This is a genomic window from Streptomyces sp. NPDC037301 (assembly GCF_055602785.1).
Window position 1 is genome coordinate 1 of the sequence record NZ_JBVJWD010000023.1, and the last position, 25,120, is coordinate 25,120.

Sequence of the window (25,120 nt, forward strand, 5' to 3'; positions counted from 1 at the left end):
ACCGCCGACTTCTCCACGGACTCCTGCTCGACAACGGACTCGGTCATCTCTGGCGTCTCCTTGATCATCAGATCCGCCGTTGATTAGACACTCCCCGCGCCTATGAATTCGACGCATCCCAGGTCCGGGCGCTGTGCCGGTCGGAACCCGAGTTCGGATTCGCGATCAGCCAATGGGTCGGCCTGGTGCTCACCCAACGACTGCACGCGACGCGCGGACGACTACTCGATCTCTACGAAGCCGCCGCACGGGCCTGAACCTGTCCGTGAGGGTCAGGCCCGATTCCAGCTGCTCACCGGTCTCCTCCAGGCGATGACGCCCGGAAGACCGCCGTATCTACCACGGCCCTGCCGAGGGCAGGGCCGTGGGTCGTCGTCGAGATGCCGAGATCTCCGCGTACGCGTTGTCGCGCGCGTTTCCCATGGAATGCGTCGACGGACTTGCCGGACTCCAGGTCCTCGTAGACCTCGAAGAAGTGGGTGATCGCCAGCAGGTCGAAGCCAGGGACCTCACCAATGTCCTGCTTGCCAAACCGGAGTGCCCTGGCGACCGGGATCCGCACCGCAGTCAGTGGGCATGGTGCGCATCGGCACGGCGTTGCACGGCTCTTCTTGTCACGCCGTTCGCCAATCCATATACCTCGCATGAATTGCCCCGCCAGGAGTCGGCTCAGGTCCTTGGGTGACCTGTCCGGCGTCCCGGCGACGGGAGGCGTACACGTGAGCGCTCCGTCCGTGCGCGGCAGAACTGCCCCGGCGAGGTTCAGACACGCGGCCGGTAGCCCAGTGCTCTTGTGATCTCTCCAGCGTTCGCATACCGGTCGTCCGTGGGAAGTTCTCGCACCACGTCCATCAGCGCGTCCGGAGCGTACGAGCCGGAAAGAGTACGCAAGAGGGACGCGCGATCCGCAGGGAAGACCGTGCGGCTCAGGCGACGCGCGAGTTCAGCTCTGAGTTCCTCGGCCTCGGCCTCGGCGCGCGCCCGCTGTCGTTCCTCACCAGGTGGGGGGACGGGGCCGCCCCGGTCGACGTGCACGTCGTCGTCGGCGGGAGGCTCGGGGTCGTACGCCTCGTTTGCGTGGGTGGTGTGGCCGGACCGCAGAAATCCCTGCAGTTCGTGCTTGCGCTGATCGTCCTCATGGGGGCTGAGACGGCTGCTTCCTCGCTCCATGATGGGGACACCTCCTTGCCGGTCGTGTGTGCATCCGCCCGGTCAGTTGTTGGACAGCGCTGCAAGCACGTCCCCGACGGCCGGGGCGGGCAAGGCGCGGGCGACGTCTGCCTGGGCAACCCTGCCGACCAGGGTGTGCACGGGAAGCCGACGCACCTTGTGGGTACTCATCGTGCAGAACCTCCTATGCCTCGTCGTCCGCGCCGATGGTGATGGCTTTCCCCTGAGCCGGCTCGTCGGCGGTGGTTGCCACTGGATCCTTGTCTGCTGCCAGAACCTTGGTCACGATGTCACGGTCGGTGAGCACTCCCTTCAGCCGCTCGTCCTGACCAAGGATGGACTGGGCACCGGCCCCCGGCTCCGCCATCCTGCGAGCCACGAGCAGGAGAGGTTCGTTTGCGCCGACGCACTCGGCGTTGGGGATCACGATTTCCCACGCGGTGGTTCTCGTTCCCGGGTCCAGCACAGCCGCTCGTGGTTCCAGGTTCCCTTCTGAAGACTCCGGTCGCCTCTCGAGATGACCCGCCTGCACTCCTGGCCGGCCGTAGCACCCCCTGGTCCTGACCGCTGGAGAAGTCGGGGCGGCGTGAGGGGTTCGGCTCGATCACTGCCGATTCCAGCCCGGGGGCAGGCTGCGACTGTTCCATGGTGAGCGGCTGGTCGCATTCGATGGGTGGGCCGCTTCCGTGCGGGCGGAACGTGGGCAGACACACGAGAATGCAGATATGCGCTATGCCACTCCGGGTGCCCTGATCACCAGCCGGACGCGCCTGACCCGACAGCTTTCCCCAGCGTTCATCCAGAAGTTCGGTGGCGCACAACGCAAGGACGACAGCGATGACCACAGAACCCTCCCCTGACGGTCCGGGGCCCGTCCCCAGCCAGCCGGATCCAGTGCCACACGACCCGCAATCGCCGTCCGTACCGAGTCCCGGAGAACCCGAGCCCCAGCCGGACGCGGAACCGCCCCCTGCGCCGGGTCCGGGATCCCCCGTCCCCGAGCCACCCGACTGACCAGAGCGCTCCTGCCTGAGGGCATGAGGGCGCGCATGTTGAAAAATCACGTATTAGGCAGGACACGGACCGGGACGATCACGCTCAGTCATCACTGGAGGGGTCACCTTGAGGACGTGCCGGCGGTTTGCGGAAGCCCTGCCGCGTTGAGGACGGATGCCGCTCCCCTGCACACCCGCGACGAGGCTCCGGAACGGCTGGCCGTGGCGACATCCACGCCCGTGGCCTCCCACACCAGCGAGCCGGATCCCACGCGCCGACATGTGACCGGGGACCCGGCCGCCCTCTGCCGCATGACCGCTCATCAAGTACGGCAGATATCCATCGAAACCCAAACGAACGCGTCTGTCCAGCAGCGATGACCTGACCTTCGCAGCAGGTACTCCGGAGGCCACAGACTCCGCCGAGACCCGGGACAGCGACTGCAACAGCAGATGCAACAGCAAATCGAAGGGACACGTGGGTGGCAGACCTTGCAAGACATCAAACCCGGCGTCCCGCAGCCGAGCAGTCCTGGTACTGGCCACCGTGGCCTTGGCCGCCTTCGTGTCCTGGCTGGCCCTGCGGACGACGGGATGGGAACCGTCGGATAGGCCTGTGGTGGGACCTGCGGTCCCGGAGCGGCGGAAACTGAAGAGAAGCGTTCGATGCCGGAGCGATGTGTCATGGCCGTGCATGGCTGAGCCAGGCAAAGCGCCCCGGCTGCCTGCGGGGTCAGTCTCAGGAATCGCAACGGGTGACTGTCTCAGGAGTGTCGTGCCAAGGAAAATCGGATGGCGCGGTACAGACCTGGAACGGGGAAGCATCGCCAGGCACCAGGCCATGCCAACCCCGCAGCACCGCAAAGAGGGAGAGGACATGGCGCGGGTGGTAGTCGAGGGCACCGATATCGTCGTACGTCTGTCCTGGTGGGAGAAGGCGGCGGCACGCCACCGCGATGTGCGGGTTCCGGTGTCGGCGCTGGCCCGGCTCTATATCGAGCCCGACTGGTGGCGTGCGCTTCGCGGCGGGTGCGGTCGGGGCACCTGGATCCCCGCACGGTTGTGCGCGGGCATCCGGCATCTCCAGGAGGGACAGGACTTCGCGTTGGTACGAGCCGGCCGGCCGGTGCTGTGTGTGGAACTGCGCCGGGGTGCGCCGTTCAGCCGGCTGGCGATCTCCGTCCCCGACTCCGAGGCGGCGATGCAAGCTCTGCTGCCGCTGGTCCCACGGGATCGGCTGGGATGAAGGTGAGCGGTTGAGCGCGTTCCTGTTCCCAGATGTCGAACGACGAGTAGGCGAAGTACTCGTCGCCGGCCGAGAGCTGGGCGACGTACAGACTCTTCGGGTAACTCAGGTCCTTCATCTGGGTCACGTCGGTGGCCGGTGTCGATCCGATGGTGGTGGTCGGACGCTCGTCGTGACCGGCGTCGTCAAGCACGCGACGCGCACGCCGTTGAGGGCCGCGAACGCGACCACGGAGCAGGCCCAGGCGAGGAACGGCCAGTTGCGGGAGCGGTTTCCGGCCCGGCCACCGGAGCCGCAGTGACTGCACACCGCACAGCCGTTGGAGGAGACCCTGCGGCGGCTGACGGCACCGCCGTTCCTCCCGGCGGCCAGTGGTACCCGAGCAGGGCGCCGCCGCGGGGTGATCAAGCTGTTGCGCTGGCTGTCGAGCCTGCCTGGGGATACCTGGCAGCAGCGATGGACAGCTTCCGGGGCGGAGGACCGTCCCGGGGTCGCCTGGGTGGATGCCCCGTTGCAGTGGCTGCGCGAGTGCGGGCCCTCGCCGTCCCGTGATCGCGAGGACTTGCCCTCCGGGCTGCTCATGCTCATCTGCGGAGACGTCATCCGTCCCGGCCTGCCGTGGATGCTCACCCGCACGCACCGGTATCTCGACTCCGTGATGGCCGAGATCCGAGACCCGGACGGGTTCGCGCGCCTGCACCAACTCGCCGCGGAAGGAGCGGCCAGCTCACGCAAGGACGCCCAGATCGCCGCCACGCGGATCGCCACCATCCTGGCTTGCAAGGGTGGAAGGATCGCAGACATCAGGGTCGGCGACTGCGTGGAACTCGTCGACACCCAGCGGGGGGTGCACGCCAGCGGCGGACAAAAGAAGGTCGACTTCTACCTACGGCTGCGGGACCTTGGGAGCTTCCCTGAGGATGCCCCGGCCACAATCCGAGCCTTCGGGCTCGCCCTGGGCCAGCTGAGTATCGAAGAGCTGGTGGACCGCTACCGGATCCAGTGCCGACCAGTACGCAACCTATTGGTCGACTATCTGCGCGAAGGCCAGCCGTCGCTGGACTTCGCCAGCCTGGACGCGATCTCGCGCACACTCGCCGGCCTGTTCTGGGCCCGGATCGAAGCCCTGGCCCCGGGCATCGACACACTACGACTGCCGCGTGCAGTGGCCCGCGCCTGGAAGGAGGACTTAAAGGTCAAGAAGCGCATGCTCACCGGCCCCGACGGCAAGAGTGTCGAGGTCGCGAGCCCGCGCCTCAATGCCAAGGACGAGCTCATGCGCGTCCGCGCCCTCTACCTCGACATCGCGCAATGGGCCGCCGAGGAACCAGCCCGCTGGGGTCCATGGGCCGTGCCCTGCCCGATCAGCGACGACGAGCTCCACAAGGCGAAGGAACGCAAGCGGCGAAAAGCTCGGATGGACCAGCGCACGCGCGAGCGACTGCCCGTCCTGCCCATCCTGATCAGCGCCGTCGGCCGGCGGCGCGCGGCCGCCGACCTGCTCCAAGCGGCACGGAACACCGAGCCCGGGACTGTCATCCCTGGCACCGATCCTGCACTGCGCAGAGCTGTTGCCCCGAAGGCCGCAGGCCACCTCACCTGGGCTGAGGAGCCGTCTGGCGGACGTCGACGGAACTTGACCAATGAGGAAGAGGAGGCATTCTGGGCCTTCGCCGCGATCGAGGTCTTGCGCCTGACCGGCGTCCGCAACGAGGAACCTCTGGAGCTGACGCACCACAGCATCACCCAGTACCGGCTCCAGTCCACCGGCGAGGTCGTGCCGCTGTTGCAGATCGCCCCGTCCAAGACCGACACCGAGCGGCTCTTGCTGGTCAGCCCTGAACTCGCCGATGTCCTCAGCGCCGTCATCAGCCGCCTGCGCGGCCCTACCGGGGCGATTCCGCTGGTGGCTGCCTACGACGTCCGCGAGAAGGTCTGGAACCCGCCGATGCCTCTGCTGTTCCAACGAGGCATCGGCTCCGAACACCGCGCATCCACACCAACCGCGCTCCGAAAGCTGCTGATCAACGCGCTGGCCGCCACCGGCTTGACCAATGCCGACGGTGAAGCACTCACCTTCTCGCCCCACGACTTCCGAAGGATCTTCGTCACCGACGCCATCATGAATGGCCTACCCCCGCAGATTGCCCAGGTGATCTGCGGGCACAAGAGCATCGACACCACGATCGGATACAAGGCGGTCTATCCCGCCGAAACGATCGAGGCCCACCGGGCGTTCATCGCCCGCCGTCGATCCGCCCGCCCCAGCGAGGAGTACCGGATCCCGACTGAAGAAGAGTGGGACGCTTTCCTCGCCCACTTCGAGAAACGGAAGGTGTCCATCGGCACCTGCGCACGCGCCTTTCGGTCCCCATGCATTCATGAGCACGCTTGCGTCAGATGCTCGCTCCTCCGACCTGACCCGGCCCAACGGGCACGACTTGCCGAGATCCGCGACAACTTGATCGCCCGAATCGCCGAAGCCGAGACGGAAGGCCGGCTCGGCGAGGTCGAAGGTCTCCAGGCCAGCCTGGCTGGCGCCGAGGAGAAGCTCCGCCAACTCGATCGGGGCCACGGGCAGCAGACGGCCGTGGACCTTGGCATCCCCACCACGAGTGGTGATCGATGAACCCACGAAGGCGGGCTGCCGCATGGCCCTCAACCAAGAATCAAACGCCCTTCAGAACACGATCAAGTGCCGCCCGGCCTGCAGGCCCCCAGTTCGGCTTGCCGCCGGGAAGGCCCCGATCTCCGTTCTGCCCCATGAGCATCAGGAAGAGGCTCTTCATAGCGGCCAGCCCGCGGGCGCGCCGGATCGCCGCCTCGTCTGCATGCGCATACGTGTCGAAGAACCGTGAGGCCGTGCCCGCGGGTAGCAGCACCCATGCGGCGGCGAGGTCCCACGCCGGATCGCCGGCGAACATGGCACCGAAGTCGACGATGCCCGAGAGCGTTCCGTCCGAGACGACGACGTTCGCGGGATGAAGGTCACCGTGCACCCATACCGGCGGGCCCTCCCACTCGGGGGCCGCAACGGCATCGTCCCAGACGGCCCGGACCTCGTCGGCAATGCCGCCGGGGACAACGGCTTCAAAGAAGTAGTCGAAGCCGTGCGTGCACTTCTTGGGGTGAGCGCCGAAGTCCGAGCTGATCGGCGCCTCGGCGGGCGCCTCCACGTGGAGCGCCCTGAGGAAGCCCGCCAGCGTATCGGCCGCGTGGGCGCCGCGGCTGATCGAGCCGTGGTCCAGCGGCTCGCCGGGAACCCACGTCATCACGGTCCAGTGCTTGGGGAAGCGCTCGGACGGTTCGCCGAACCGCACAGGGGTCGGAACCGGGAGCGGCAGACGCGGGGCCAGCACAGGTAGCCACTGCCGCTCCTTGAGCTGGAGCTCCGGGGTGGGGTCCATGCGCTGCATGCGCACGGCCAACTCGTCCCCGAGGCGCCACATTTGGTTGCCCCAGCCGCCCGCCACCTCGCGGATGGAAAGCCCTGCAAGGTCTGGATGTTGCTCCTGCAGCAGGTCGCGGACCAGGTCTGCGGTGATCTCGATCTCGATCTCGGTGTCGGTCATGCGAAGCCACAGTACTGAAGCGGCAGGCGGAGCGGCTCTCGCTCTCCGGAACATCTCGCTGTGATCCCTCTGGCATCACCGATTCGGTTTCAGAGAGCTGCAGACCAGATGCCTTGGGACGGAACGGCCCCAAAGTTCGGAGAAGCCTGCATCCGCTGCCCAATGCTGCACGTCAACCCCAAGATGCTGGCCCGTCTCGACGAACTCGAGAAGGACCTCCTTGCCCGCCGGAACAGAGCTGAGAGGGAGGGGTGGGCCGGTGAGATCGAAGGACTCAACCTCACGCTCGCACTCCTCCGCTCCAAGCGCGACGAGTCCCAGCGCGCGGCTCGCCGTCCTGCCGTCGACCTCGGCATCCCCGCACGCCGCCGCCCGAAGGAGGTGACAGCGGCCACCGAGAAGTCCCCACGGACGGCCGGCTACGGATGTGACAGTGGGTGACTGCTGGCGTCCGGACGTCGTCAGCTGTGGGCTTGCGGCCCGCCCTCAAGAGATTCAGGGCGGGCACAGCGGCTGGAGTCAGCGAACGACGTCGAAGATGTTCTTCTGGATGCCGTTGCTGTAGACCTCGCTGTCCACGAGCTTCAGCTTCTGGGCGTCCTTGTCGGTGCTGCTGAACAGCTGCTCGCCCGCCCCAAGCAGGAGCGGGAAGACGAGCAGGTTGTAACGGTCGATCAGGCCGGCGTCGGACAGGGCGTGGTTGAGGGTGACGCTGCCGTGGACGATGATCGGGCCGCCCTCGGTCTTCTTGAGCTGCGCGACGTCGTCGAGCGAGCGCAGGATCGTGGTCGGGCCCCAGTCGGAGACCAGCTTGTCGTCGGTGAGCGTGGTGGAGACGACGTACTTGGGCAGTTCCTTGTAGTGGGCGAACTCCTCCATGCCCGGCCACACGGGGCTGAAGAGTTCGTAGCTCTTGCGGCCCATGAGGACGGCGGTGGACTCGGCCTGCTCCGATCCCTTGAGGGCGTACGCCTCGGGGACGAAGTCGATGTTCTTGAAGGTCCATCCGCCGTTGCGGTAGTCGGTCTGGCCGCCGGGGTCCTGGACGACGCCGTCGAGGGAGACGAAGGCGGTGCTGATGAGCGTGCGCATGATGATTCCTTGGTTCTCTTGGTACTGGTCAACTGGGGTGTGGGGACCGGCTGATGGTGGCCGGTCCGGCAGTCTGGCTGGGTGCCAGGCTGCCTCGGCGGCGGGCGAGGTAGGCCCGTTCGCCGGGGTTCTGGGTGGCGGCGATGGCCGCGTCATAGGCGCTGCGAGCCTCGGAGCTGCGTCCCAGGCGCCGCAGGAGGTCGGCCCGGGTGGCGTGCCAGGCATGATAGGCGTCGAGCGGTAGCGCGTCGATCTGGGCCAGGGCCACGGCGGGGCCGTCGACCTCAGCGACCGCGATGGCCCGGTTGAGGGCGACGACCGGTGTCGGCTCCAGGGTGTACAGCTGGTCATAAAGGGCCGCGATCTGACCCCAGTCGGTGGATGCAGCGTCGGGCGCGTCGGTGTGGACCGCGTTGATGGCCCCTAGGAGCTGATAGCGGCCCGGCCGGTTCACCCGCAGGCAGGCACGTACCAGCGCGTGGCCTTCGGCGATGAGGTCCCGGTCCCAGCCGCCGCGGTCCTGCTCCCCGAGCGGGACCAGCTCGCCGTGTTCGGCGAAGCGCGAGGCAACCCGTGATTCGGACAGCAACAGCAGGGCCAGCAGGCCGGCCGCCTCCGGCTCGTCAGGGAGCAGCACGTGCAGGAGCCGCGCGAGCCGGATCGCTTCGGCCGTCAGATCGCGGCGTACGGGGGCCTCTCCCGCACCGGCGAGGTACCCCTCGTTGAAGATCAAGTAGAGGACCGCGAGCACCGTGGACAACCGCGGGGCAAGGTCCTCGGCCGCAGGTACCCGGTACGGGATCCGGGCCTTCTTTATCTTGGCTTTGGCGCGGGTGAGACGCTGTGCCATCGTGGTCTCCGGCACGAGGAACGCGCGGGCGATGTCCCCAATGGTGAGCCCGCCCAGCAGCCGCAGAGTCAGGGCGACGCGGACTTCGGGGGCCAGGGCCGGATGACAGCAGATGAAGATGAGCCGCAGCCGATCGTCGACGACCGCCCCGGTCGGCTCGGCGGGAGTGTCGTCGACAATCATCAGGGCCTCACGCTGCTTTGTATCCCGGGCCGACTCGCGGCGCAGTCTGTCGATGGCCTTGCGGGTCGCTGTGGTCGTGAGCCAGCCGCCCGGGTTGGCCGGCACCCCGGACTGCCAGTGCTCGACGGCCGCAACCAAGGCTTCGCTGACGGCGTCCTCCGCGAGGTCGAGATCACCGAAGCGGCGCGCCAGCGTGGCGAGGACCTGGCCGTACTCCTGCTTGAAGACGGCATCGAGGTCACTCACTCCGTACCTTGCGGCTCGGCCTCGAAGGGGCGCACTTCCACCTTGCCGTCGCAGGCCCGCGACGCCTGGGCGGCGAGCTTGAGCGCCACATCGAGATCGGGTGCCTGGATGACCCAGAAGCCGCCCAGGTACTCCTTGGACTCGACGAACGGTCCGTCGACCAAGGCCACCTCCGGCCCGCGGGCGTCGACCGTGGTCGCCATCGCCGGCTCGGTCAGGCCCCCGGCGAACACCCAGGAGCCCTTGCGGCGTAGCTCCTCGTTGAAGGAGTCAACGGCCTCGAAGATCGGCTGTGCCTCGGCGGGCGTGCGCTTGCGGGTGTGCTCGTCGTCGACGACGGACAGCAGGTACTGGGGCATGTTTCTCGCCTCTCTCGGTACGGACGTCTGGGTGTCGTCCCACCACTTCTACGAACGGCGCGGAGCCGATACGACAGTGCGGTGCCAATTCTCTGGTCGGATTCGGGAACGTGTCCCTCGGCTATCGCAGGCGCAAGCGGAGCCCGGGGATCACGATCGCGGCCACGACGATGTGGGTGAGAACCAGAGTCACCCGCGTGCCAGCGTCGGTATCGGGGATGAGCAGGTCCGGCAGGAAGGACGCCACCACCAGCGCGAGAGCCGTTCGGGTGAACAACCGGGCAGGCTGGCCCGCCCAGCGACGGCAGGCCGCCGCCAGGGCGACACCCACCACCGAGCACACGAACGCAAGCTGGGCGAAGCCCAGCAGCGGGATGGACTCACCCTCGATCTCAAGTGAGACATCAGCGGCCTGCCCCGCGGCCGCGACCGCGGTGGCCGCAGTTGCACCGGCCGCAGCCCATGCCAGGCCCGGCCACCACAACGCACGACGATTCTGTCTGGAGGACACGGTCTGAGGGGGCATAGAGGTGGTTTCGGACACGTCAGTCTCCTTCTCAGGGAAGGGGCGACCGTGTGCCGCCCTCTGACATACCCACGAACGAGATCAGCCGGATACGACACCAAACTGGAATTAGTACCTGCAGACCCGCCGGCCGAGCGAGAGACCGGCCGCGATTACGCTTCGTGACATCCACGGCCAGGTGGCTCCCCGCTTACTGGCCGTGGGTGGGGATTCTCAGCTGGCCACTAACAAGGAGTCAGAATGACCTTCCCCAGGCCGATGCTGGGGAGCGACCAGCTGTCACCGAAGGACGACGCTCACGCTCCGTCGCTCGAAGATTTCCAGGAGCAGGTCGAACAGCGAAACCTCGCCATCGCCGGTGGGCACACGCTCTGCCAATCGTGCCCTGGCCTCGGCCGAGGAATCCCAGTGCAAGGTGAACGGAGTAGTGGCGCCCCAGCCACCGCGCAGGCAGTCGTCCAGAGCATCAAGGTTCCAGCCGAAGTATCCGCCAGGCCCGTTGATGGCTTCACCGATCGCGCAGTAGAAGCTATCCCTGTCAACGGTGTTTCGACCGTCCAAGGTGAACACCTCGCCTGCAGGGGCGTCGGGCCTTCCCTGGCGTTGGTACTCCCGGGACCACAGCGCCACCGACAGCCACGCGTGTCTGTCGTCGGGGTCAAGTTCGTGCCACATGCCGGTGCGGCTCAGCTGCCCCGTGCGGATCAGATCCCACACTCGCTCCGCTCCGGCCAGGGCGTTCTCGCACCACAACGTCATCGTGAGGTCGACTCGGCCGGCTCCGCGGACAGAGGGCTTGACGTCGATGACGGTGACCTCGCCCACGAAGTAGGACCCCATGGTGGCCCCGTCAGCGGCGAGGATGTCGAACCAGGCGTTCCCCGCCATGGCACGACGACTGCCGACGTGGTCAAGGCTCTTCAGTAGGCCACCCTGCGGGAGACAGCCCGCCAGGTGCACTCGGCGGGCTCCGTTTTCATCCGGCAGCGGCGTGAACAACCCCTCGGCCTCGTGAGCAAAGCCCCAGAAGTCGACGTCGTCCTCGTCCGAGGTCAGCGCGTACTTCTGCCCCTCGCCACCCCGCCCCGATGTTCGCATCGCACTCCCCATGAGAGCGCCGATCGTACCGGCCCCGCGACCTGCCGAGCTGTCGCCGGCTATCCGCTCCCCCCATCCCATCCATCTCGGAGGCCCTTTGACGAGTCACATACCCCCCTTCACCCGTGAGAGTGAAGTGCAGAGAAGCTCCGGAGAGTGCGATCAGCATGGTCCAGACCGCGCTGACGTGCATGGCCTGGATGAACGCGTCATCGGCGGCGTGCGCCAAGGCGGGCTGGTGGGTCGCGATGGCGGCATGCCGGGCCTGTTCCGCGGAGACTCGCGCCTGTTCCTGCACCGGGCCGGGGTAGTTGTGCAGCGACTCTTCGATCGCGCGCCGGTACGCAATCAGGACCAAATACACGATCTCGTTCCAGACGAGTGGAGTATGCAGCCCGAACAACGCGAGGGAGCCCATGCCCAGTCCCGCCGTGGTGAGCGCCGTCGCGGTAACGGGGCGTAGCGACCAGCGGCGAACCAGACGGACACCGAGGGGCGCCCCCACGATCGACCCGAGCGCCGCTGGGGAAAAGGCCAAGCCCGCCTCCAGCGGCGAGAAGCCGCGTGCGCCTTGCAGGTGGAAAGCGCCGTAAAAGCTGGCAGCGGTCATGGCGAAGAGCAGCAACCCGAGCGCCGCGTTGCCGCCGCCGAACATACGTTGGGCCAGCAGTCGGGGATCGAAGCTGGGCTGTCGGGCTCGCAGTTCGACGAGCACGAAAGCGGCTTCAGCATCAGGTCGGCAGATACTCGTCGCAGTCCGTGGCACTGGCCGCCCACTCGACCTCGTAACGGGTCGGCGAAAAGAACAGATGCAGCTCATGCGCGGTGATCAGCCGCTTGAACCGCGGATACGCGGTTCAAGCGATCGAGGTCACATTCCCGCCCCAGTGGACGGTCTGGGCTTCAAGATCATCCCACGGCCCCCTTTGGACCTACCTCGGCGATACCCCGAGATGGCGCCGAAATACAGAACCCGGACGAGGTTGCCGATCAACGGTGCTATGTCGCCATGTCTTCCACCGGCATGACCAGTACGGAATCCGGATGCTCACCGTGAGTCACCCTTCCGGGCCGCGAGCGTCGCCCGCCGACCAGGTGTCCTGTCCTGATGTCAGCGGTCCTGGGAGCTGCTGCGCTCCGGCTCCTCCAGGTATTGGGGGCAGTCGGGGTTGCGGCAGGGGCCCGGGCCGCGCACGGGCACGAAGACTCCGAGAGTCTTGTGCCGCCTCATGATGGTGGGGTCCACGGGGTGCTTGCAAACCGGGCACACAAGCAGCCCTTGGGGACCGGTCTCATGCTCAACTTTGCTCATTCTTTAACGATAGGCCGTGTGATCGGAGAAGGAGACAGGCCACGTGCCGCTCATCGTGCGGCGTTGATCCGTGCGCCGGTCGGGCGGCGCATCCGGCTGCTGGTCCTGCCCAGCATGTTTGCGCCGTCGATTCCTGGGTCCCCGGTTGCAGCGTCTGGCAGGGAGGGTGCCTTCTCCTCCTGAGCAACGGGGGCCGGGTGGAGGCGGGTCGGCGCAGGCTGAGAGCGGCGGATGCGGCCAGTACGACCTTCTGGAGCGTCACGGCCTCCCGGCTCGCTGCGGCTCGCGGTCATTTCCCTCAGCTCAGGCCATGTCCGCACGACCGACATCGGCCAGGTCGTCCAGAAGGACGTCCGCAACCAGTTCCTCGACAACAGTGATGCCGCGGCAGGCCATGGCCACGGTCAGCTCCGGATCCCAGGGCGCCTCGGTGAGGCGGCCGGGTGGAGGTCCTCCAGTCAGGCGGGCGACGGCGGCGCGGTAGTCCGCCGCTGTCATGCGCCACGGTTGGGCCGGTGTCTTGTCGAGCACATAGGCAGCGATACGAATGCCCTCACCGTCGAAGTCGCCGTGGTAGCGGAGGATCGCACCGTGATCCGCGAGTAGGCGGAGAAGATGGATGGCCGCGCTGTTGGGCCAGCCGGACGTGCAGACGAGGGGCGGGCAAGACGGTCCGAACCGCCGCAGCGCGAGAGCCATGACGCTGGGGTTCTCCACGACGTGGACGACGGCGGCGGGCCGGGTGCCGAGCGTGAGCTCGCCCGGGGCGCGTACCTGGGCCAGGGTCAGACTGGCGGCCTGCCCGGCCTCGGCGCACACGCGTGCCACTCGGGCGAGCGGCCCGTCGCCGCCCGCTAGCAGTCCGGCGGTGAGCACGGTGGCGGACACTTCGTCGTCGGCAACGCCCGCCCGGGTCCACCGGGCGCGCCGGTCCGCGGCGGACTGCGGCGGGTCGGTGTCATGGAGGGCCGCCAGGGCGCGCAGGACGAGGGAGGACAGGCGGGTGCCGTCGTCGAGCGCGTGGGAATCACCTCTCACCACCCGTGCGGCGAAGACCGGCAGCGGCTCCGCGTGGGCGGGAAGCGCCGCCAGCACCGCGAGCGTGTCGGTGAGCAAGGCGCGTGTGCGTCCCGGCGAGCCGCCAACCAGTCCGGCGGCCCGGCAGGAGGCGGCCCAGTCGGCGAGCGCTGGCTGGGCCCGCACGATGTCGTGGGCATCCAGCCAGGCCCACAGTCCGGCTCGTTCGTCTTCCTGACGGCGCCGCTCGGTCGCGCGGTCGGCCAGCGGGCCCACCAGGTCGGTGACGGTTTCGCGTACCGTACGGCCGCAGAGCTCGGTGACTGCCTCCTCCAGGCGGGCCAGGGCAACGGCGGGCCGGACATCCGGCAGGCGGTCCAGACCGAGGAGGTCGGCGAGAGCTTCACGCTGGGCGTCGTCGAGCGGTCCGAGGCGCACGCGGGTGACGGGCCGGCCGGAGGAAAGGCGATCGTGGACCGTCTGCCACAGGGGGCGCAGCTCGGGGCGGCGCAAGGTGCGCTCCCCCGGGGTCGGTCCCGTACGTGTCATTCCGCCTCCAGGTCGATGCCGTTCCACACGAAGCGGGCGCTGGTGACGGCGTCGTCGTCCGTGCCGGTGAGAAGTTGGTGGACGGCGATGCCGGGCAGCTCTCCGTAGGTGCACCACTCGTGGTCGGAAGTGAGCATGAGGTCCAGGTCGAGAGCGGTGAGCAGCGCGAAGACCTGGCCGCGGTTGACGGTGTCAACGCCAACGAAGACCTCGTCCAGCAGGATCGGCCGGGGCGCCTGGGGCACGGCTTCATAGTGGGCGGAGACCGCGGCGAACAGCGGCAGATGCAGGGCGATGGCCTTCTCGCCGCCGGACAGCGCACCGTGCAGCTTCTTGGTCAGCGGCTGCCAGCCGACCCCGTTCGCACGGTCCAGGCGGACGGTGAACTGGTGCCAGGCCGTGTAGTCGAGCACCTCGCCGAGTTGTTCCTCCCAGCTCGCGGCCGTGTCACTGCTCTTGGCCTCCTCGATTCGCGCGCGGAAGAAGGCGTGCAGGGCCTCCCGGTCGGTGTCGGTGACCCGGCCCGGATCCTTGAGTAGCAGCTCGCGGGCGGTGCGGGTGCCCTCGGGGAGATCAGGGCGGATCTGCCACACGAGCTGGACGGCGACCCGGGAGGCGGTACGGACCCGTTCCAGGTGGCCGTTCATACGGTCGACGAGTTCACCGGCCTGGCGGATCCGGGCGGCAAGGTGGCGGCGGATGTCACCGGTGAGGATCTGGTCGAACAGGCGGCGCTCGGCACCGGTGATGTCGTCCCGGCTGCGGTCCCGCTCCTGCGTCAGCTCGCTGAACAGGCCCGTCGCCCCGACGCGTACGCCGTCCAGGGTGGCGGTGAAGAGCTGGATGTCTTCGTCCGGCTCCAGGTCGAGGTCGGCCCGGGCTCCGAGGTGCCGACGGGCCTCGTGGACCGCTTCGGAGAGGCGGGTGGCGGCGTCGCCCAGGTTGCGCGGTGCGTACGGAACACCGGACCAGGTGGCCGCGGTTGCGCGGGCCGCCTCCAGTGTGGCCTTCGCACCGCCCTCGGCACCGAGCTCCGGAACGATGCCGGCGTCCTCGGCAAGCCCGGTCAGGCACAGGTGCCGGAACCGGCGCGCCGCACCATCCCGGGCCTCGACCGCATGCTCCCGCCCCTCGGCATCGCGTTCGCTGACGGCCCGCAGTTCTCCGATACGCCCCTCCAGGCGGAGCAGGAGTTCGCCCGTCCGCTCGGCCTCATCACGGCATCGGTGCAGTTCGGACCGTGCCTCAGCGACGCGCGCGACCACCTGCCGGTAGTCCTCACCGACGGTGGCCTCCACCGCCTCCAGGCGTGCCCTCACCCCCTCGGCCTCGGTCTCGGCGGTGGTCGCGGCCGCGTTCTGCTCCTCGGCGTCCCGGTGCGAGCGGTCCGCCTGCGCCGCGAGCTGGCGCGCCCGGTCGGCGACCGCCATCGCGCCCAGCCGGGCGTCCACCCAGAGATCGGCGGTGTCCCGGAACGTGTCGATGGCGCGGGACAGTTCGCGCAGTCGGCCGCTGTCCGTGGGCAGGCTGTGCTCAGCCGCCCGGCGGCTGAGTACGCGCAGCGCGGCCGCGACCTCGGTCTCGGTCCGCTCCAGTCGCTCGGCCGCGTCGCGTACGGCGTCGTCCCGGGCCGCCACCTGGTCCTCGGCGCGGTCCCAGGCGCGGCGCCGTTGATCGAGCTCGCGGTGGTCGGGGCGGGCCGCCCGCTCATCGTCCAGCCGGTCGCGTCGGGCCGCGAGGGCGCGCAGCCGGTCGTCGAGGGAGGCGAGGGAGGCGTGCGTTCCGGCGATCCGGTCGGTCAGTTCGCCGATCCGGCGGTGTCGTGCGCGCTGCCGTGCGAGGGCGCCGATGTGGGCGGGCTCCGGCTTGCTCCAGGTACCCGTGGCGAACGCGAGGCGCCAGGCACCGTCGGCGGACACGGCGGCCGGATGCCAGCCGGGAAGCCACGCACCGTAGGCGACGCCGGCGAGCAGGCGGGTGACCGTCTCCGCCAGGACCGGGATGTCTTCTTCGGGCCGCAGGACCTCCAACAGGCTCGGCCCCGGGGCGGGCAGGGCCAGCGCGGCCTCGACGCGGGTGTCGTGCCCGGGCATCGTGAGTCCGTCGTCCGGGCCGACCCAGGCGTCCAACAGGCCCGACGCCTCCAGCGCCGCCTCCACTCCGGCCTGCACGGCGAGCGGCACGTCCTCGCGGAAGGCGACCAGCCGGTACAGCGGCGCGCCCGCCATCACGGCGCGGTCCGCGGTGCGGGTGGACGGCGGCGAGGGCGGGAGGTCGGTCTCCAGACGCAGCCGTTCCCTTTCCTTCGCCAGCCCGTCGCGCTCGTTCAGCAAGCTTCGTCGCGCGGCTCGGTCGGTGGCCTCGTGTTCCGCGATCTCCTGCTCCACCGGGCGCGCGCCGGCTTCCACCAGAGCTGCCACCTCCGTCTCGGACGCCGCGCGGGCCGACAGCTCCTCCGGGTCGGTGATCCGGAGTTCCGTGCACCCCTCGGCCCAGACGCGCAGCCGCCCCACCTGTACGGAGAGAGCGTCGTCCCAGGCGTGGACTGCTTCGTCGCGCCCTGCGATGGCCTCCGCGAGGCGGGCGCGGGTCTGTTCGAGCGCTTCCTCGGCGGCGACCCGGTCCCGGACCGCCCGGTCGTGCCCGTCCATCGCCTCCATGACGAGATCGACCTGCTGCCGCCGGGCGGTGACCGCGCCCCGCAGCAGTCGGCGCGCCTGCCGGGCCCGGTTCTCGCCCGTGTCGCCGGAAGCGGGCAGGGCCTCGGACGGGCCGGTGCCCGTTCTGGGAACCGCCGTACCAGACGGCGGGCGTACGGCGTCGAGCAGCGCGTTCGCTTCGTGGTGGACGGACTCCAGACCCGCTGCCCGTGCCGACCTGTGCGCCCCCTCGGCGGCTTCGCGGGCGTGCTCGTCGAGCGTATGGGCATGGCCCGCGGCCTCATCGGCACGCCGCCGGTCCTCCTCTGCCCGGTTCTGTCCGGTGCGGGCGGTGGCGCGCTGTCGCCGGGCGTCGGCCGCCGCCTCCTCGACACGGCGGCGGAGCCGGTCGAGCTCCTCGCCCTGCCGGTACGCGTCACTGTCGCGCAGGCCCTCGATGGTCTCCTCCAGGGCGTGCGCGCGCCTGGCCTGCTCCTCGCGCCGGACCTCGGCCACTTCCCGCTCCTCCTGAGCCTTGGCGTGTTCCTCGGCGCTGAGACGGGCGATGCGGGTGAGGTTGTCCATCTCCGTGGTGGCGGAGATCAGCGTGGCCGAGGCGGCGCGCAGGACCCGGCGCGCGTAGCCGCGTTGCCGGGACGCGACGGTCTCGGCCGCCGCCACCTCGTCGTCGAGCCGCTTGAGGTGCTCGCGCTGGCGGTCCAGCCGCTCGAAGCCCTCGGAGAGTTCGGCGATCTCGCCCTCGCCCAGTGGGGGCAGGGCGCGGGAGAGAAGAGTGGAGAGCAGGGAGGGGTCGAGCCGTTCGGACAGCTTGGGCTGGCGCAGCTGAAGAAGGGCGGACAGGAGTGATTCGTAGCGCTGTTCCCCCATGCCGGCGAAGAGTTCGCGCCGGACCACTGTGCGGTAGTCGGCGGCCGAGGCGTGGACGTCACCGCGGTCGCGCAGGGCCTCCGCGAGGGCGGCGCGGGTCAGGGGCTGTCCGTCCTCGTTGACGAGGGACAGGCCGTCGGAGCGGGCGATCCGGGAGCCGGTGGTGAAGTAGTCGGTGTGCACGCCGCTGGTGTGGACACTCGCCTGCAGACGCGCCCCGCAGCCGAACCAGCGGTCCTCGCCGTCGTCACCGGTACGGCGGAACTCCAGCCACACGTATCCGACCCGGGTCTTGCCGGAGGCGCCCTCGCCCAGCAGGTTCCAGTGCATGGTGCGTTCCGAGCCGCCGAACGTGGAGAGGCGGTTGGGGCGCAGGCTGGCGTCGAAGAGGAAGGGCAGCAGGAGTTCCAGGGCCTTGGACTTGCCCGAGCCGTTCTGGCCGCGCAGCAGCAGACGGCCCTGGTGGAAGGTGAAGGTTTCGTCGTAGTACCGCCAGACGTTGAGAATGCCGGCGCGGTGCGGCTGCCAGCGGCTCCGTCGCGCTTGTGCGTCCGGACCGGCCGCCTCGGCCGACTCCGCAGGTGCGGCACGCTCGTGGCGTCGCGGCGCGGGAAGCTCTGTCACGCTCACTGCTCGTCTCCTTCGTGCGGACCGCCGTCCGGGACCGCGGTGTCGTTCACGTCGCGCCGTTTCACGCTCTTCCTCTGTCCGGCTCTCGTGGCCGCGTCCGCGCTCGTCGCCTCGGCGACGCGGTAGCGGTGAGCGGCCGGGCGTGCGACGACGCGGCCCCCGAGCTGGTGGATCAGCCCGGTGTCCCGCAGTACGCGCACGGCGTCGTCGGCCAGTCTGGCCGCGCCGTCCTGGGACTGGTACGCCTTCGCCCAGCGGGGGAAGCGGCGCAGCAGGTCCGCACCGGCCTCGGCGAGTTGTTCGGGGAACAGCCCGGCGGGCGCGGCACAGACCGGTTCGAGCAGGAGCAGTGCGGCGACCCGGGCGGTGGAGGTGTCGTCGGGGAAGCGGACGTCGGTCGCGATCGCGTCCGGGTCGACGAGCAGGAAGCCTTCGACGCGTTCCTCCAGGAAGAAACCGGCCTGTTCGACCGACCGGCGCAGGATCTGGCGGCCGGTCAGGGAGGTGACGTAGGCCAGTTCGTCCTCGGTGAGGTCCGCGCGGTACACGACGGGGTCGTCGAACAGGCGGCGCAGCACCGAGTGGCGCAGCCACAGATTGCGCTGGGGTTCCGTGGCGGCGGTCGCGCTCGGCGCCTTCTCCTCGATCGTCCCGTCACCGGCCGCGCCGCCGTAGCGCCGCTCCCGCACGATGCCGGTGAGGAGGTCCTCGAAGCGGGCGGGCACCTCGTCCGGCGGTACGGCCAGTCCAGAGGCGCCGACGGGCGCGACGGGCAGCCGCATCAGCAAGGTGGTGTCCACGCCGTAGAGGACCTTGGCCTCGGCCGACTCGACGTACGCCTCCGTGGCGCCGTCCACCGCGCGAAGCACGCCGTACGACTCCAGCAATTTGAGGACGTCCACGAATGCCATCCGCTCCGGCCGGTGCACCGGGTCGAACTCGGGCAGTGCCTGATCGGCCGCCGTGGCCTGCACGACACGGTCGGCGAGCAGTCCGATGGTCGTCATCGGCATGGACAGCAGTTCAGCCGCAATCACGCACAGCAGGACGTAACGCCGACGGTCGAACGGGGCCCGGCCGGAACGCGACCTTCGGGCGGGACGGGAGGCGTCGGCATGGGCTCGGATCTTGGCAAGGCGTGCGTATCCGCGCCGGGGCTCGACCACCAGGTTCCAGCCGCAGGTGTAGTCGAACCATTTGGCCAGCGGCTCGCGGCGGCGGCGCACGAGCTCGAAGCCCGTCGGGTCGGCCGCCTCGGTGAGCAGCGGACGGGCGAGCAGCAGCCGCACGCCCCGGGCCACCTCCTCCCTTTCGGCGGCCGCCAGTTGGTTGGCGAGCGTACTCATCCCGCCACCTCCCCTCGCGCGGAGCTCCATGGCGCCGGGAATGCCCCGGCACCGTCCGCCGCCGTGATACGGACGACGTAGTCCGGCCCGGCCAGCACGCCCTTCGCGGTACGCAGCACGGCGGTGCGGTGGTCGGGCGGCGGAGAGAGCGTGATCTCCACCCGGCCGTCCCCGGTGGTCGCGCGCCGCAGCCCGGTGGTGTCCGGGCCGGCGGACAGGGCGCGGCCCAGCAGCTCAAGCAGCCGCTCGAAGACCGCGGGGTCCAGTTCACCGAAGGAGGACAGCCGCACGGGCCCGTCTGTCGCCAGGCCCCGCCAGGCCAGCGCGAGCTCAGCCCGTTGGGCACGGGCCCGTTCGGCCCGCGCCGCCTTGACAGCGGCAACGTCCCGCACCTTGGCCGTACGGGTGAACCGCTCGGTCCGTCCACTGGTGCGCAGCAGCGCCGACACCTCGACCGGCGGCGCTTCGGACCACGACAGCGCTTGGGGAATCAGTTCCGGATCGGGGTGGGCGAGATGGGCGTGGCGCGCCGAGCCCAGGCCGAAGGCTGCCGCCCACAGCCGGTGCAGGTCCTCCTCTCCCGGGGCGGCGGCGAACCAGCGCGCCAGCTCGCGGAAGTCCTGTACAGCGCTGGAGGAGCGGCGCCGCGACTCGTTGATCCGCTCCAGGACCTGCAGGAGGGAGACGATGGCCCGCCGGGCGATGTCGTGCAGCTGCTCGATGCGAGGACGGGCCGCGTCGTCCGGCAGGAACCACGCCCGCAGACCGGCCCAGCGGGCCCGCCGGCTCTCCAGCCAGCCGGGTGCGGGGTCCTCGCCGGCCACCGGTGGCAGCTCGGCGCCGCGCAGGGCCCGCTCGCGCAGGAGGAAGACACCGCGATCCTCCACCCGGACAACGGCGGCCGCGACAGCCTGCCCGCGCCGGTCCAGGTTGACCAGGAACTCCTGGAGATACGCGACGGTGGCGGCCTTCACCTCCCGGAAGACCTCCAGATCGGCGCCCTCGGCGCGCAGCAGCCGCTGCAGCTCGGCGTTGAACGCCTTGGTGTTCTCCACCAGAGCCTCCAGGTGCCCTTCCAGCTCGCGCAGCGTCGTGAAGATCCGGCGATCGGCCGAGACAGGCTCGGCGGAGAGCAGGCACAGCTCGTCGAGCCGGTCGGCGATCGCCTCCAGTACGGCCGTCTGGAGCGCCCCTGTCGAGGCGAGCACCTCCAGCGCGTGCCGCACCCCGGCGAGCGCGGCCTCGCCCCGGCGGGTCAGCGAGTAGTGCAGGTTGCGCCGCTCGTATTCCTCGGCCGTGCGGTAGTTCTCGGCATGGTTGTGGACCCGGTCCAGGAGCTTCCACTCCACAAGCTTCTTCAGTACGTCGTGCAGTTCCTCGTCCTCGACCGCGGCCAGCCACCCCACCGTCCGCAGCCGCCCGCGCACGTCGTCGAGCCCCAGCGCCGTCTCCAGGTGCTCGCCGGCCGCGCCGAAGGCGTCCAGCACGGCACCGTAGAGGTCGGACCTCCCCCCCGTGGTGAATCGGAACATCTCCGGTGGAACCCTGCGCACCTCTCACCCTCTCCCCTGCCACCTCGGCGGCATTTGGTTCTCCACCGTAGAGGGCGGCACTGACTTTCAGGGGACAAGTCGCTTCCCCGTCTTCCCAGGTGGAGCTGACACGCATGCCAATCTGGCCGGGATTCGCCGTACCTCAAAGTGGTCGGGGGATCTCTGCAGGTGCCCGCCCGGTAGGGTCGGCACGGAGGCGTGAGACCTGCCGGACAGGGAGCGGGGCGGCGACGGCGGTGGCGCGGCGTGAGGAGATCGCTGTCGCTCTGGGTGAGCTGGTCGCGATCATGGGCGGCACTGGCAGGCAGCCGCGCCGACAGCGGGTGGGGCGCGCGGTCTGCACCCGACCCCGATCCCCCGGGATTCCACCCCGCACGGCTCATGCGGCCCCGTCCACGTCGCCGACACCCTCGTCCTCGAAAGCTGCGAACTTGCCGTCGCTGCCGGAAAGCCCTGAACCCGCGCCGAGGATCTCCAGCCGTTCATGCACAGCTCGAGCCTCTACGGGGCATGAAACTGGCGACCTCGCGTAATCGAGAGTCGCGTATTCCTTGGCTGGTGAGGGCTCGTGGTCACCGTGAGTGGCCGCGGGGAGCGTAGCGACTCCAGGTTCCTCCGGCTTCTGCGAAGAGGCGGGCGGTCAGGCCACTGGGCGGATCCGGCGACCGGTTGCCTGTCGCAACGCGGCTTCCAGCCGGTCGCGGCCCTCGGTCTGGGCGGCGATCCGTTCGTTGAGGACCGCCAGCCGTTCCAACGCGACCCGCAGGCCCTTGTCCGAGGGCGGTGCGGCGGCCACATCGCCGTCCAGGCACGGCAGGAACACCCGGACGTCGTCCAGGGTGAGCCCGGCGGCCAGCAGGTAGCGGATGTTGCGGACCCGCACCACCGCCAGTTCGTCGTAGATGCGGTAGCCGTTGGGGGCCCGCTGCGAGGAGATCAGTCCGGCCTGCTCGTAGTGCCGCAGCGCACGGGCGGTCGTCCCAGTCGCCTTGGCCAGCTCACCGATCCGCACCACGTCCACCTCCCGGGCCACTCTTATCACGCCACGACCGCCCCGCCGTCGACCGGGAGTATCACTCCGGTGACGAACGACGCAGCCGGTGCGGCAAGCTGGGTGACCGCCCAGGCCACCTCTTCGGGGCGACCGATCCGGCCCAGCGGAGTGTGCACCAGCTGCCACTCCCGCACTGCGTCCATCCGCTCAGGCGTCAGGCCCTGGTGCTCGCCGATGGGAGTGTCGATCGCGCCGGGGGCGACTGCCACCACCCGGATCCCGCGGGGTGCCAGCTCGACCGCCCAGCTGCGGGTCAGCAGCTCCAGAGCGGTCTTGGTCGCCGCGTAGACCGAGCTGCCGGGCCAGGCCCGCTGCCCCACCGACGTACTGACATTGACGATCACCCCGCCCGACGTCTCCAGGAGTGGCAGTGCGGCCTGGGCCAGTAGGACGGGGGCGACGAGGTTGGTGGCGAGCTGAGCCGCGATCATTTCCGGTGTCAGCGTGCCGAGGGCGCCGCTGCGCACGATGCCGGCGTTGTTGACCAGCACGTCCAGCCGGCCGTGGGTCTCCAGCACGGCCTGGATGATCCGATCGGGCTCGCCCTCGGCGGTGATGTCGGCGGCCAGCGGCGTGATCCGGCCGTGCCCGGCAGCAGTCTCCTTGAGCGGCTCGGCCCGCCGCCCGATCGCGACCACGTGGGCGCCTTCGGCGGCGAAGGCGCGGGCGGTGGCCCGGCCGATCCCGGTGCCGGCTCCGGTGACGGCGACGATCCTGCTGCTCTGCGATGCGGTGCTGTTCATGCCGGTCATCGTGCAACCCTGCCGCCAGCGGGAAGGTCAAGCAGCGCCTGACGGGCGGTAGCCACGGGCGGTAGCCACCGCCGGTGGTCGCCGGGAGCGTAGCGACGCCAGGTTCCTCCGGCCTCGGCGGCGAGCTGGGCAGACTCTGCGCCGGTAGCGCCTGGCTCGGAGATTCGGCCTCGCACTCCTGCATGTGCACGGTGGTGTTCCACTCGTGGCACACCTGGATGGGATGGGTGCCGAAGCGCCGCTCGCACTCGGCTGCCCAGCTGTGAGCCGGGTCGGTGGCGTATTCGCAGAACAGCCGCACCGCCTCCTGGTAGCCGCGCAGCTTCGAGCGGACGCAGCCGTGGACCACCCGCAGGTCGCCGAACCACTCGTCCGCCAACGGTGAGGACCAGTTCCGAGGGAAGGCGTCCGCGTGCGCGGCGAACGCCCGCACCTTCCGCTCGCGGCCGTTGATGGTCGACAGCGCGAGGTTCCGTGCCAGCTGCTGGTTACGCCAGCCGTCCAACATCGCCTCGAAGACCTGCTCCTCCGGCCGCAACAGCGGCACCCCGTCGGCCAGGTGCAGCCGTGCGGCTCCCGGTGCTGTCCCGTCCTGCCCGCCGAATTCGTCACGCTCCGTAGATCGCATCCGGCGCGAGATTCTCGCACCAGATGCGAAGCCTGGAGAGGAACGGCAGGTCAGCCATCCAATCGAGTGGAGCGAAACGAGACAGGACAGGCTCGTCGGCTACCGTCTCGGCAGGCGCACAATGGAGCCTCTGTTCGCTGATCAGCGGCTTCCCAAGGCCCAGTCGGTCAACGCGACGCAAGATGCGTCCAGTTCGCATCAGATGCGATTCGCGCCGGTTCCCGGATACGCCAGAAACCCGCCACGAGATGATCTTGAGGCCTGGGCGGCTCGTTACGGCTCGGCGTCCGGCGTGAACCTGCAGCCGCCGAATGAACCGCCGACTCACCGTCCAGGAGTCCCGGCACCGGCTCGCCCGCGCGATCTGCCACGGCAAGCGCGGCCAGATCATGCAGGCGTGCCGCGATGGGCAGAAGGACCAGCTCGCCGCGTTCGACTCGGCGCTGAACCGACGAATGGCTCCCGGGCCACGCATGGGAACGCGAGGGGTGGGAACACCGGTACGCCGTGGCCGAGTCGCTCTTCGAGGCACACCGCCACGTCCGCACCGCGCGTCCCCGCCCCGCGTCCGCGCATCGTTTCGGCGACCGGGGTCAGCCCGCGCGTATCGTCGCCGCCGCCTTGTAGGTGCGCAGCACCGGCGCCGTCTCGATCAGCGTGACCGCATCCCAGGCCACCCGCCGCGTCAGGTAGTGGTGCAGGGTCTCCGCGTCCCGGCACAGCGCTTGCGCGACCAGGTTCGTCGGGCCGGTCGTCGCCGCGACCACCGCCAACTCCTCGTGCCCGGCCAACGCTGTCTCCACCGCATCCAGTTGCGCGGGCGCCACCTGCATCCACAGCAGTGCGGACACCGTCACGCCCAGCAGCGCCGGATCGACATCCACATCGAAGAACAGCGCGCCGCGCGCCCGCAGTTCGGCCAGTCGGCGGGCAACCGTGGACGCGGTGGTGCCGGTCGCGGCGGACAGGTCCGCGTAGCTGAGGCGCGCGTCCTCGCGCAGCGCGGACAGCAGCAGGCGGTCCGCGTCGGTGAGGAGGTACGCGGGGGCATTGGGGGCCGCAGCGTCAGGGGTGTCCGCAGTGTCCGGGGTGCCGGTCTCAGCGCGCAGCCGCGCCTCCTGGCCCGCGTCCAGGGCGTCCACCCGTCCGCGCCACACGGTCGGCCCGCCCAGGTAGGTGTGCAGGAGGTAGTGCGCGGACACCGCGGTGATCCCGGCTGCGCGGGGGATGTCGCGCAGCAGCGCGTCCGGGCCCGCGGGCGCTGTGCGCTGCCGGGGCTTCGAGCTCTTGCCCCTGGTAGCAACTGTGCTGCCGGCGCGATCTGCCCTTCGGGTTGCGCAGGGGTCTTCGCGAGGGTGGCCGGGGAGGCACATCCGCCGGCGTCGGCACTTCGGTTGCGTCGCTGGTCTGGACGG

General features: G+C 69.7%; 21 protein-coding genes and 1 pseudogene. 4 read left to right on the top strand and 18 right to left on the bottom strand.

Going from position 1 to position 25,120, the window contains the following annotated elements; translation table 11 throughout:
- Positions 1–292: 292 nt before the first annotated feature.
- The 4 genes from ACZ7IB_RS30115 to ACZ7IB_RS30130 all read right to left on the bottom strand — a co-directional run bounded on the left by ACZ7IB_RS30115 (position 293) and on the right by ACZ7IB_RS30130 (position 1,597).
- Entirely contained in the window at positions 293–562 is a 270-nt protein-coding gene (locus ACZ7IB_RS30115; RefSeq protein WP_470916946.1) for a hypothetical protein, read from the bottom strand.
- A gap of 200 nt (positions 563–762) precedes the next feature.
- Complete coding sequence (locus ACZ7IB_RS30120; protein WP_470916947.1) at positions 763–1,170, bottom strand: DUF2795 domain-containing protein; 408 nt, start codon at positions 1,168–1,170, stop codon at positions 763–765.
- Between the two features lie 42 nt (positions 1,171–1,212).
- Complete coding sequence (locus ACZ7IB_RS30125) at positions 1,213–1,341, bottom strand: hypothetical protein (RefSeq protein ID WP_470916948.1); 129 nt, start codon at positions 1,339–1,341, stop codon at positions 1,213–1,215.
- A gap of 13 nt (positions 1,342–1,354) precedes the next feature.
- Positions 1,355–1,597: a CBS domain-containing protein gene (locus tag ACZ7IB_RS30130; protein ID WP_470916949.1), complete on the bottom strand. Its 243-nt coding sequence runs from the start codon at positions 1,595–1,597 to the stop codon at positions 1,355–1,357.
- Positions 1,598–3,042: 1,445 nt separating this feature from the next.
- Here ACZ7IB_RS30130 and ACZ7IB_RS30135 point away from each other — a divergent pair.
- Together ACZ7IB_RS30135 and ACZ7IB_RS30140 are read left to right on the top strand one after the other, a co-directional pair.
- Positions 3,043–3,411 carry a hypothetical protein gene (locus ACZ7IB_RS30135; RefSeq protein ID WP_470916950.1) on the top strand — a complete coding sequence of 123 codons (369 nt, stop codon included), beginning with the start codon at positions 3,043–3,045 and terminating at the stop codon, positions 3,409–3,411.
- Between the two features lie 319 nt (positions 3,412–3,730).
- A complete protein-coding gene (locus ACZ7IB_RS30140; RefSeq protein WP_470916951.1) occupies positions 3,731–6,040 on the top strand; it encodes a tyrosine-type recombinase/integrase in 2,310 nt (769 codons plus the stop codon).
- 40 nt (positions 6,041–6,080) lie between these two features.
- Here ACZ7IB_RS30140 and ACZ7IB_RS30145 read toward each other — a convergent pair whose 3' ends face one another.
- Positions 6,081–6,983, bottom strand: coding sequence for an aminoglycoside phosphotransferase family protein (locus ACZ7IB_RS30145; RefSeq protein ID WP_470916952.1), 903 nt, complete (start codon positions 6,981–6,983; stop codon positions 6,081–6,083).
- 162 nt (positions 6,984–7,145) lie between these two features.
- On the opposite strand from ACZ7IB_RS30145, the gene ACZ7IB_RS30150 reads away from it, so the two are divergent.
- Positions 7,146–7,424: a recombinase gene (locus ACZ7IB_RS30150; protein WP_470916953.1), complete on the top strand. Its 279-nt coding sequence runs from the start codon at positions 7,146–7,148 to the stop codon at positions 7,422–7,424.
- A gap of 78 nt (positions 7,425–7,502) precedes the next feature.
- Here ACZ7IB_RS30150 and ACZ7IB_RS30155 read toward each other — a convergent pair whose 3' ends face one another.
- The 12 genes from ACZ7IB_RS30155 to ACZ7IB_RS30210 all read right to left on the bottom strand — a co-directional run bounded on the left by ACZ7IB_RS30155 (position 7,503) and on the right by ACZ7IB_RS30210 (position 23,077).
- A complete protein-coding gene (locus ACZ7IB_RS30155) occupies positions 7,503–8,075 on the bottom strand; it encodes a dihydrofolate reductase family protein (RefSeq protein WP_470916954.1) in 573 nt (190 codons plus the stop codon).
- Between the two features lie 28 nt (positions 8,076–8,103).
- Positions 8,104–9,354, bottom strand: a complete 1,251-nt coding sequence (locus ACZ7IB_RS30160) for an RNA polymerase sigma factor (RefSeq protein WP_470916955.1) — start codon at positions 9,352–9,354, stop codon at positions 8,104–8,106.
- A complete protein-coding gene (locus tag ACZ7IB_RS30165) occupies positions 9,351–9,713 on the bottom strand; it encodes a YciI family protein (protein ID WP_470916956.1) in 363 nt (120 codons plus the stop codon). The genes ACZ7IB_RS30160 and ACZ7IB_RS30165 overlap by 4 nt, the downstream gene beginning before the upstream one ends.
- 121 nt (positions 9,714–9,834) lie before the next feature.
- Complete coding sequence (locus ACZ7IB_RS30170) at positions 9,835–10,257, bottom strand: DUF6069 family protein (protein ID WP_470916957.1); 423 nt, start codon at positions 10,255–10,257, stop codon at positions 9,835–9,837.
- A gap of 261 nt (positions 10,258–10,518) precedes the next feature.
- Positions 10,519–11,238 carry a barstar family protein gene (locus tag ACZ7IB_RS30175; RefSeq protein ID WP_470916958.1) on the bottom strand — a complete coding sequence of 240 codons (720 nt, stop codon included), beginning with the start codon at positions 11,236–11,238 and terminating at the stop codon, positions 10,519–10,521.
- The gene (locus ACZ7IB_RS30180; RefSeq protein WP_470916959.1) at positions 11,216–12,052 is read right to left on the bottom strand and encodes a hypothetical protein; all 837 of its coding nucleotides are present in this window, start codon (positions 12,050–12,052) and stop codon (positions 11,216–11,218) included. The genes ACZ7IB_RS30175 and ACZ7IB_RS30180 overlap by 23 nt, the downstream gene beginning before the upstream one ends.
- A 900-nt stretch (positions 12,053–12,952) precedes the next feature.
- Positions 12,953–14,215 (bottom strand): TIGR02679 family protein, encoded by a 1,263-nt coding sequence (locus tag ACZ7IB_RS30185; protein WP_470916960.1) that lies wholly within the window; start codon positions 14,213–14,215, stop codon positions 12,953–12,955.
- Positions 14,212–18,372 carry a TIGR02680 family protein gene (locus ACZ7IB_RS30190; RefSeq protein WP_470916961.1) on the bottom strand — a complete coding sequence of 1,387 codons (4,161 nt, stop codon included), beginning with the start codon at positions 18,370–18,372 and terminating at the stop codon, positions 14,212–14,214. Before ACZ7IB_RS30190 ends, ACZ7IB_RS30185 begins: the two co-directional genes overlap by 4 nt.
- Positions 18,369–19,718, bottom strand: coding sequence for a TIGR02678 family protein (locus ACZ7IB_RS30195; protein ID WP_470916962.1), 1,350 nt, complete (start codon positions 19,716–19,718; stop codon positions 18,369–18,371). Before ACZ7IB_RS30195 ends, ACZ7IB_RS30190 begins: the two co-directional genes overlap by 4 nt.
- The gene (locus ACZ7IB_RS30200) at positions 19,715–21,250 is read right to left on the bottom strand and encodes a TIGR02677 family protein (protein ID WP_470916963.1); all 1,536 of its coding nucleotides are present in this window, start codon (positions 21,248–21,250) and stop codon (positions 19,715–19,717) included. The genes ACZ7IB_RS30195 and ACZ7IB_RS30200 overlap by 4 nt, the downstream gene beginning before the upstream one ends.
- Positions 21,251–21,911: 661 nt before the next feature.
- The gene (locus ACZ7IB_RS30205) at positions 21,912–22,283 is read right to left on the bottom strand and encodes a MerR family transcriptional regulator (RefSeq protein WP_470917044.1); all 372 of its coding nucleotides are present in this window, start codon (positions 22,281–22,283) and stop codon (positions 21,912–21,914) included.
- Positions 22,284–22,309: 26 nt separating this feature from the next.
- The gene (locus tag ACZ7IB_RS30210) at positions 22,310–23,077 is read right to left on the bottom strand and encodes an SDR family NAD(P)-dependent oxidoreductase (RefSeq protein ID WP_470916964.1); all 768 of its coding nucleotides are present in this window, start codon (positions 23,075–23,077) and stop codon (positions 22,310–22,312) included.
- A 924-nt stretch (positions 23,078–24,001) separates the two neighbouring features.
- On the opposite strand from ACZ7IB_RS30210, the pseudogene ACZ7IB_RS30215 reads away from it, so the two are divergent.
- Positions 24,002–24,154, top strand: a pseudogene (locus tag ACZ7IB_RS30215) (Tn3 family transposase); the annotation flags it as partial.
- A gap of 144 nt (positions 24,155–24,298) precedes the next feature.
- On the opposite strand, the gene ACZ7IB_RS30220 reads toward ACZ7IB_RS30215, so the two are convergent.
- Positions 24,299–24,907, bottom strand: coding sequence for an Lrp/AsnC family transcriptional regulator (locus tag ACZ7IB_RS30220; protein WP_470916965.1), 609 nt, complete (start codon positions 24,905–24,907; stop codon positions 24,299–24,301).
- Positions 24,908–25,120: the final 213 nt, after the last annotated feature.

Coding starts and splice junctions, on each gene's coding strand:
- ACZ7IB_RS30120 (WP_470916947.1), bottom strand. CDS start 1,170: ATGGAGCGAGGAAGCAGCCGTCTCAGCCCCCATGAGGACGATCAGCGC.
- ACZ7IB_RS30125 (WP_470916948.1), bottom strand. CDS start 1,341: ATGAGTACCCACAAGGTGCGTCGGCTTCCCGTGCACACCCTGGTCGGC.
- ACZ7IB_RS30135 (WP_470916950.1), top strand. CDS start 3,043: ATGGCGCGGGTGGTAGTCGAGGGCACCGATATCGTCGTACGTCTGTCC.
- ACZ7IB_RS30145 (WP_470916952.1), bottom strand. CDS start 6,983: ATGACCGACACCGAGATCGAGATCGAGATCACCGCAGACCTGGTCCGC.
- ACZ7IB_RS30150 (WP_470916953.1), top strand. CDS start 7,146: ATGCTGCACGTCAACCCCAAGATGCTGGCCCGTCTCGACGAACTCGAG.
- ACZ7IB_RS30155 (WP_470916954.1), bottom strand. CDS start 8,075: ATGCGCACGCTCATCAGCACCGCCTTCGTCTCCCTCGACGGCGTCGTC.
- ACZ7IB_RS30165 (WP_470916956.1), bottom strand. CDS start 9,713: ATGCCCCAGTACCTGCTGTCCGTCGTCGACGACGAGCACACCCGCAAG.
- ACZ7IB_RS30185 (WP_470916960.1), bottom strand. CDS start 14,215: ATGACACGTACGGGACCGACCCCGGGGGAGCGCACCTTGCGCCGCCCC.
- ACZ7IB_RS30195 (WP_470916962.1), bottom strand. CDS start 19,718: ATGAGTACGCTCGCCAACCAACTGGCGGCCGCCGAAAGGGAGGAGGTG.
- ACZ7IB_RS30200 (WP_470916963.1), bottom strand. CDS start 21,250: ATGTTCCGATTCACCACGGGGGGGAGGTCCGACCTCTACGGTGCCGTG.
- ACZ7IB_RS30210 (WP_470916964.1), bottom strand. CDS start 23,077: ATGACCGGCATGAACAGCACCGCATCGCAGAGCAGCAGGATCGTCGCC.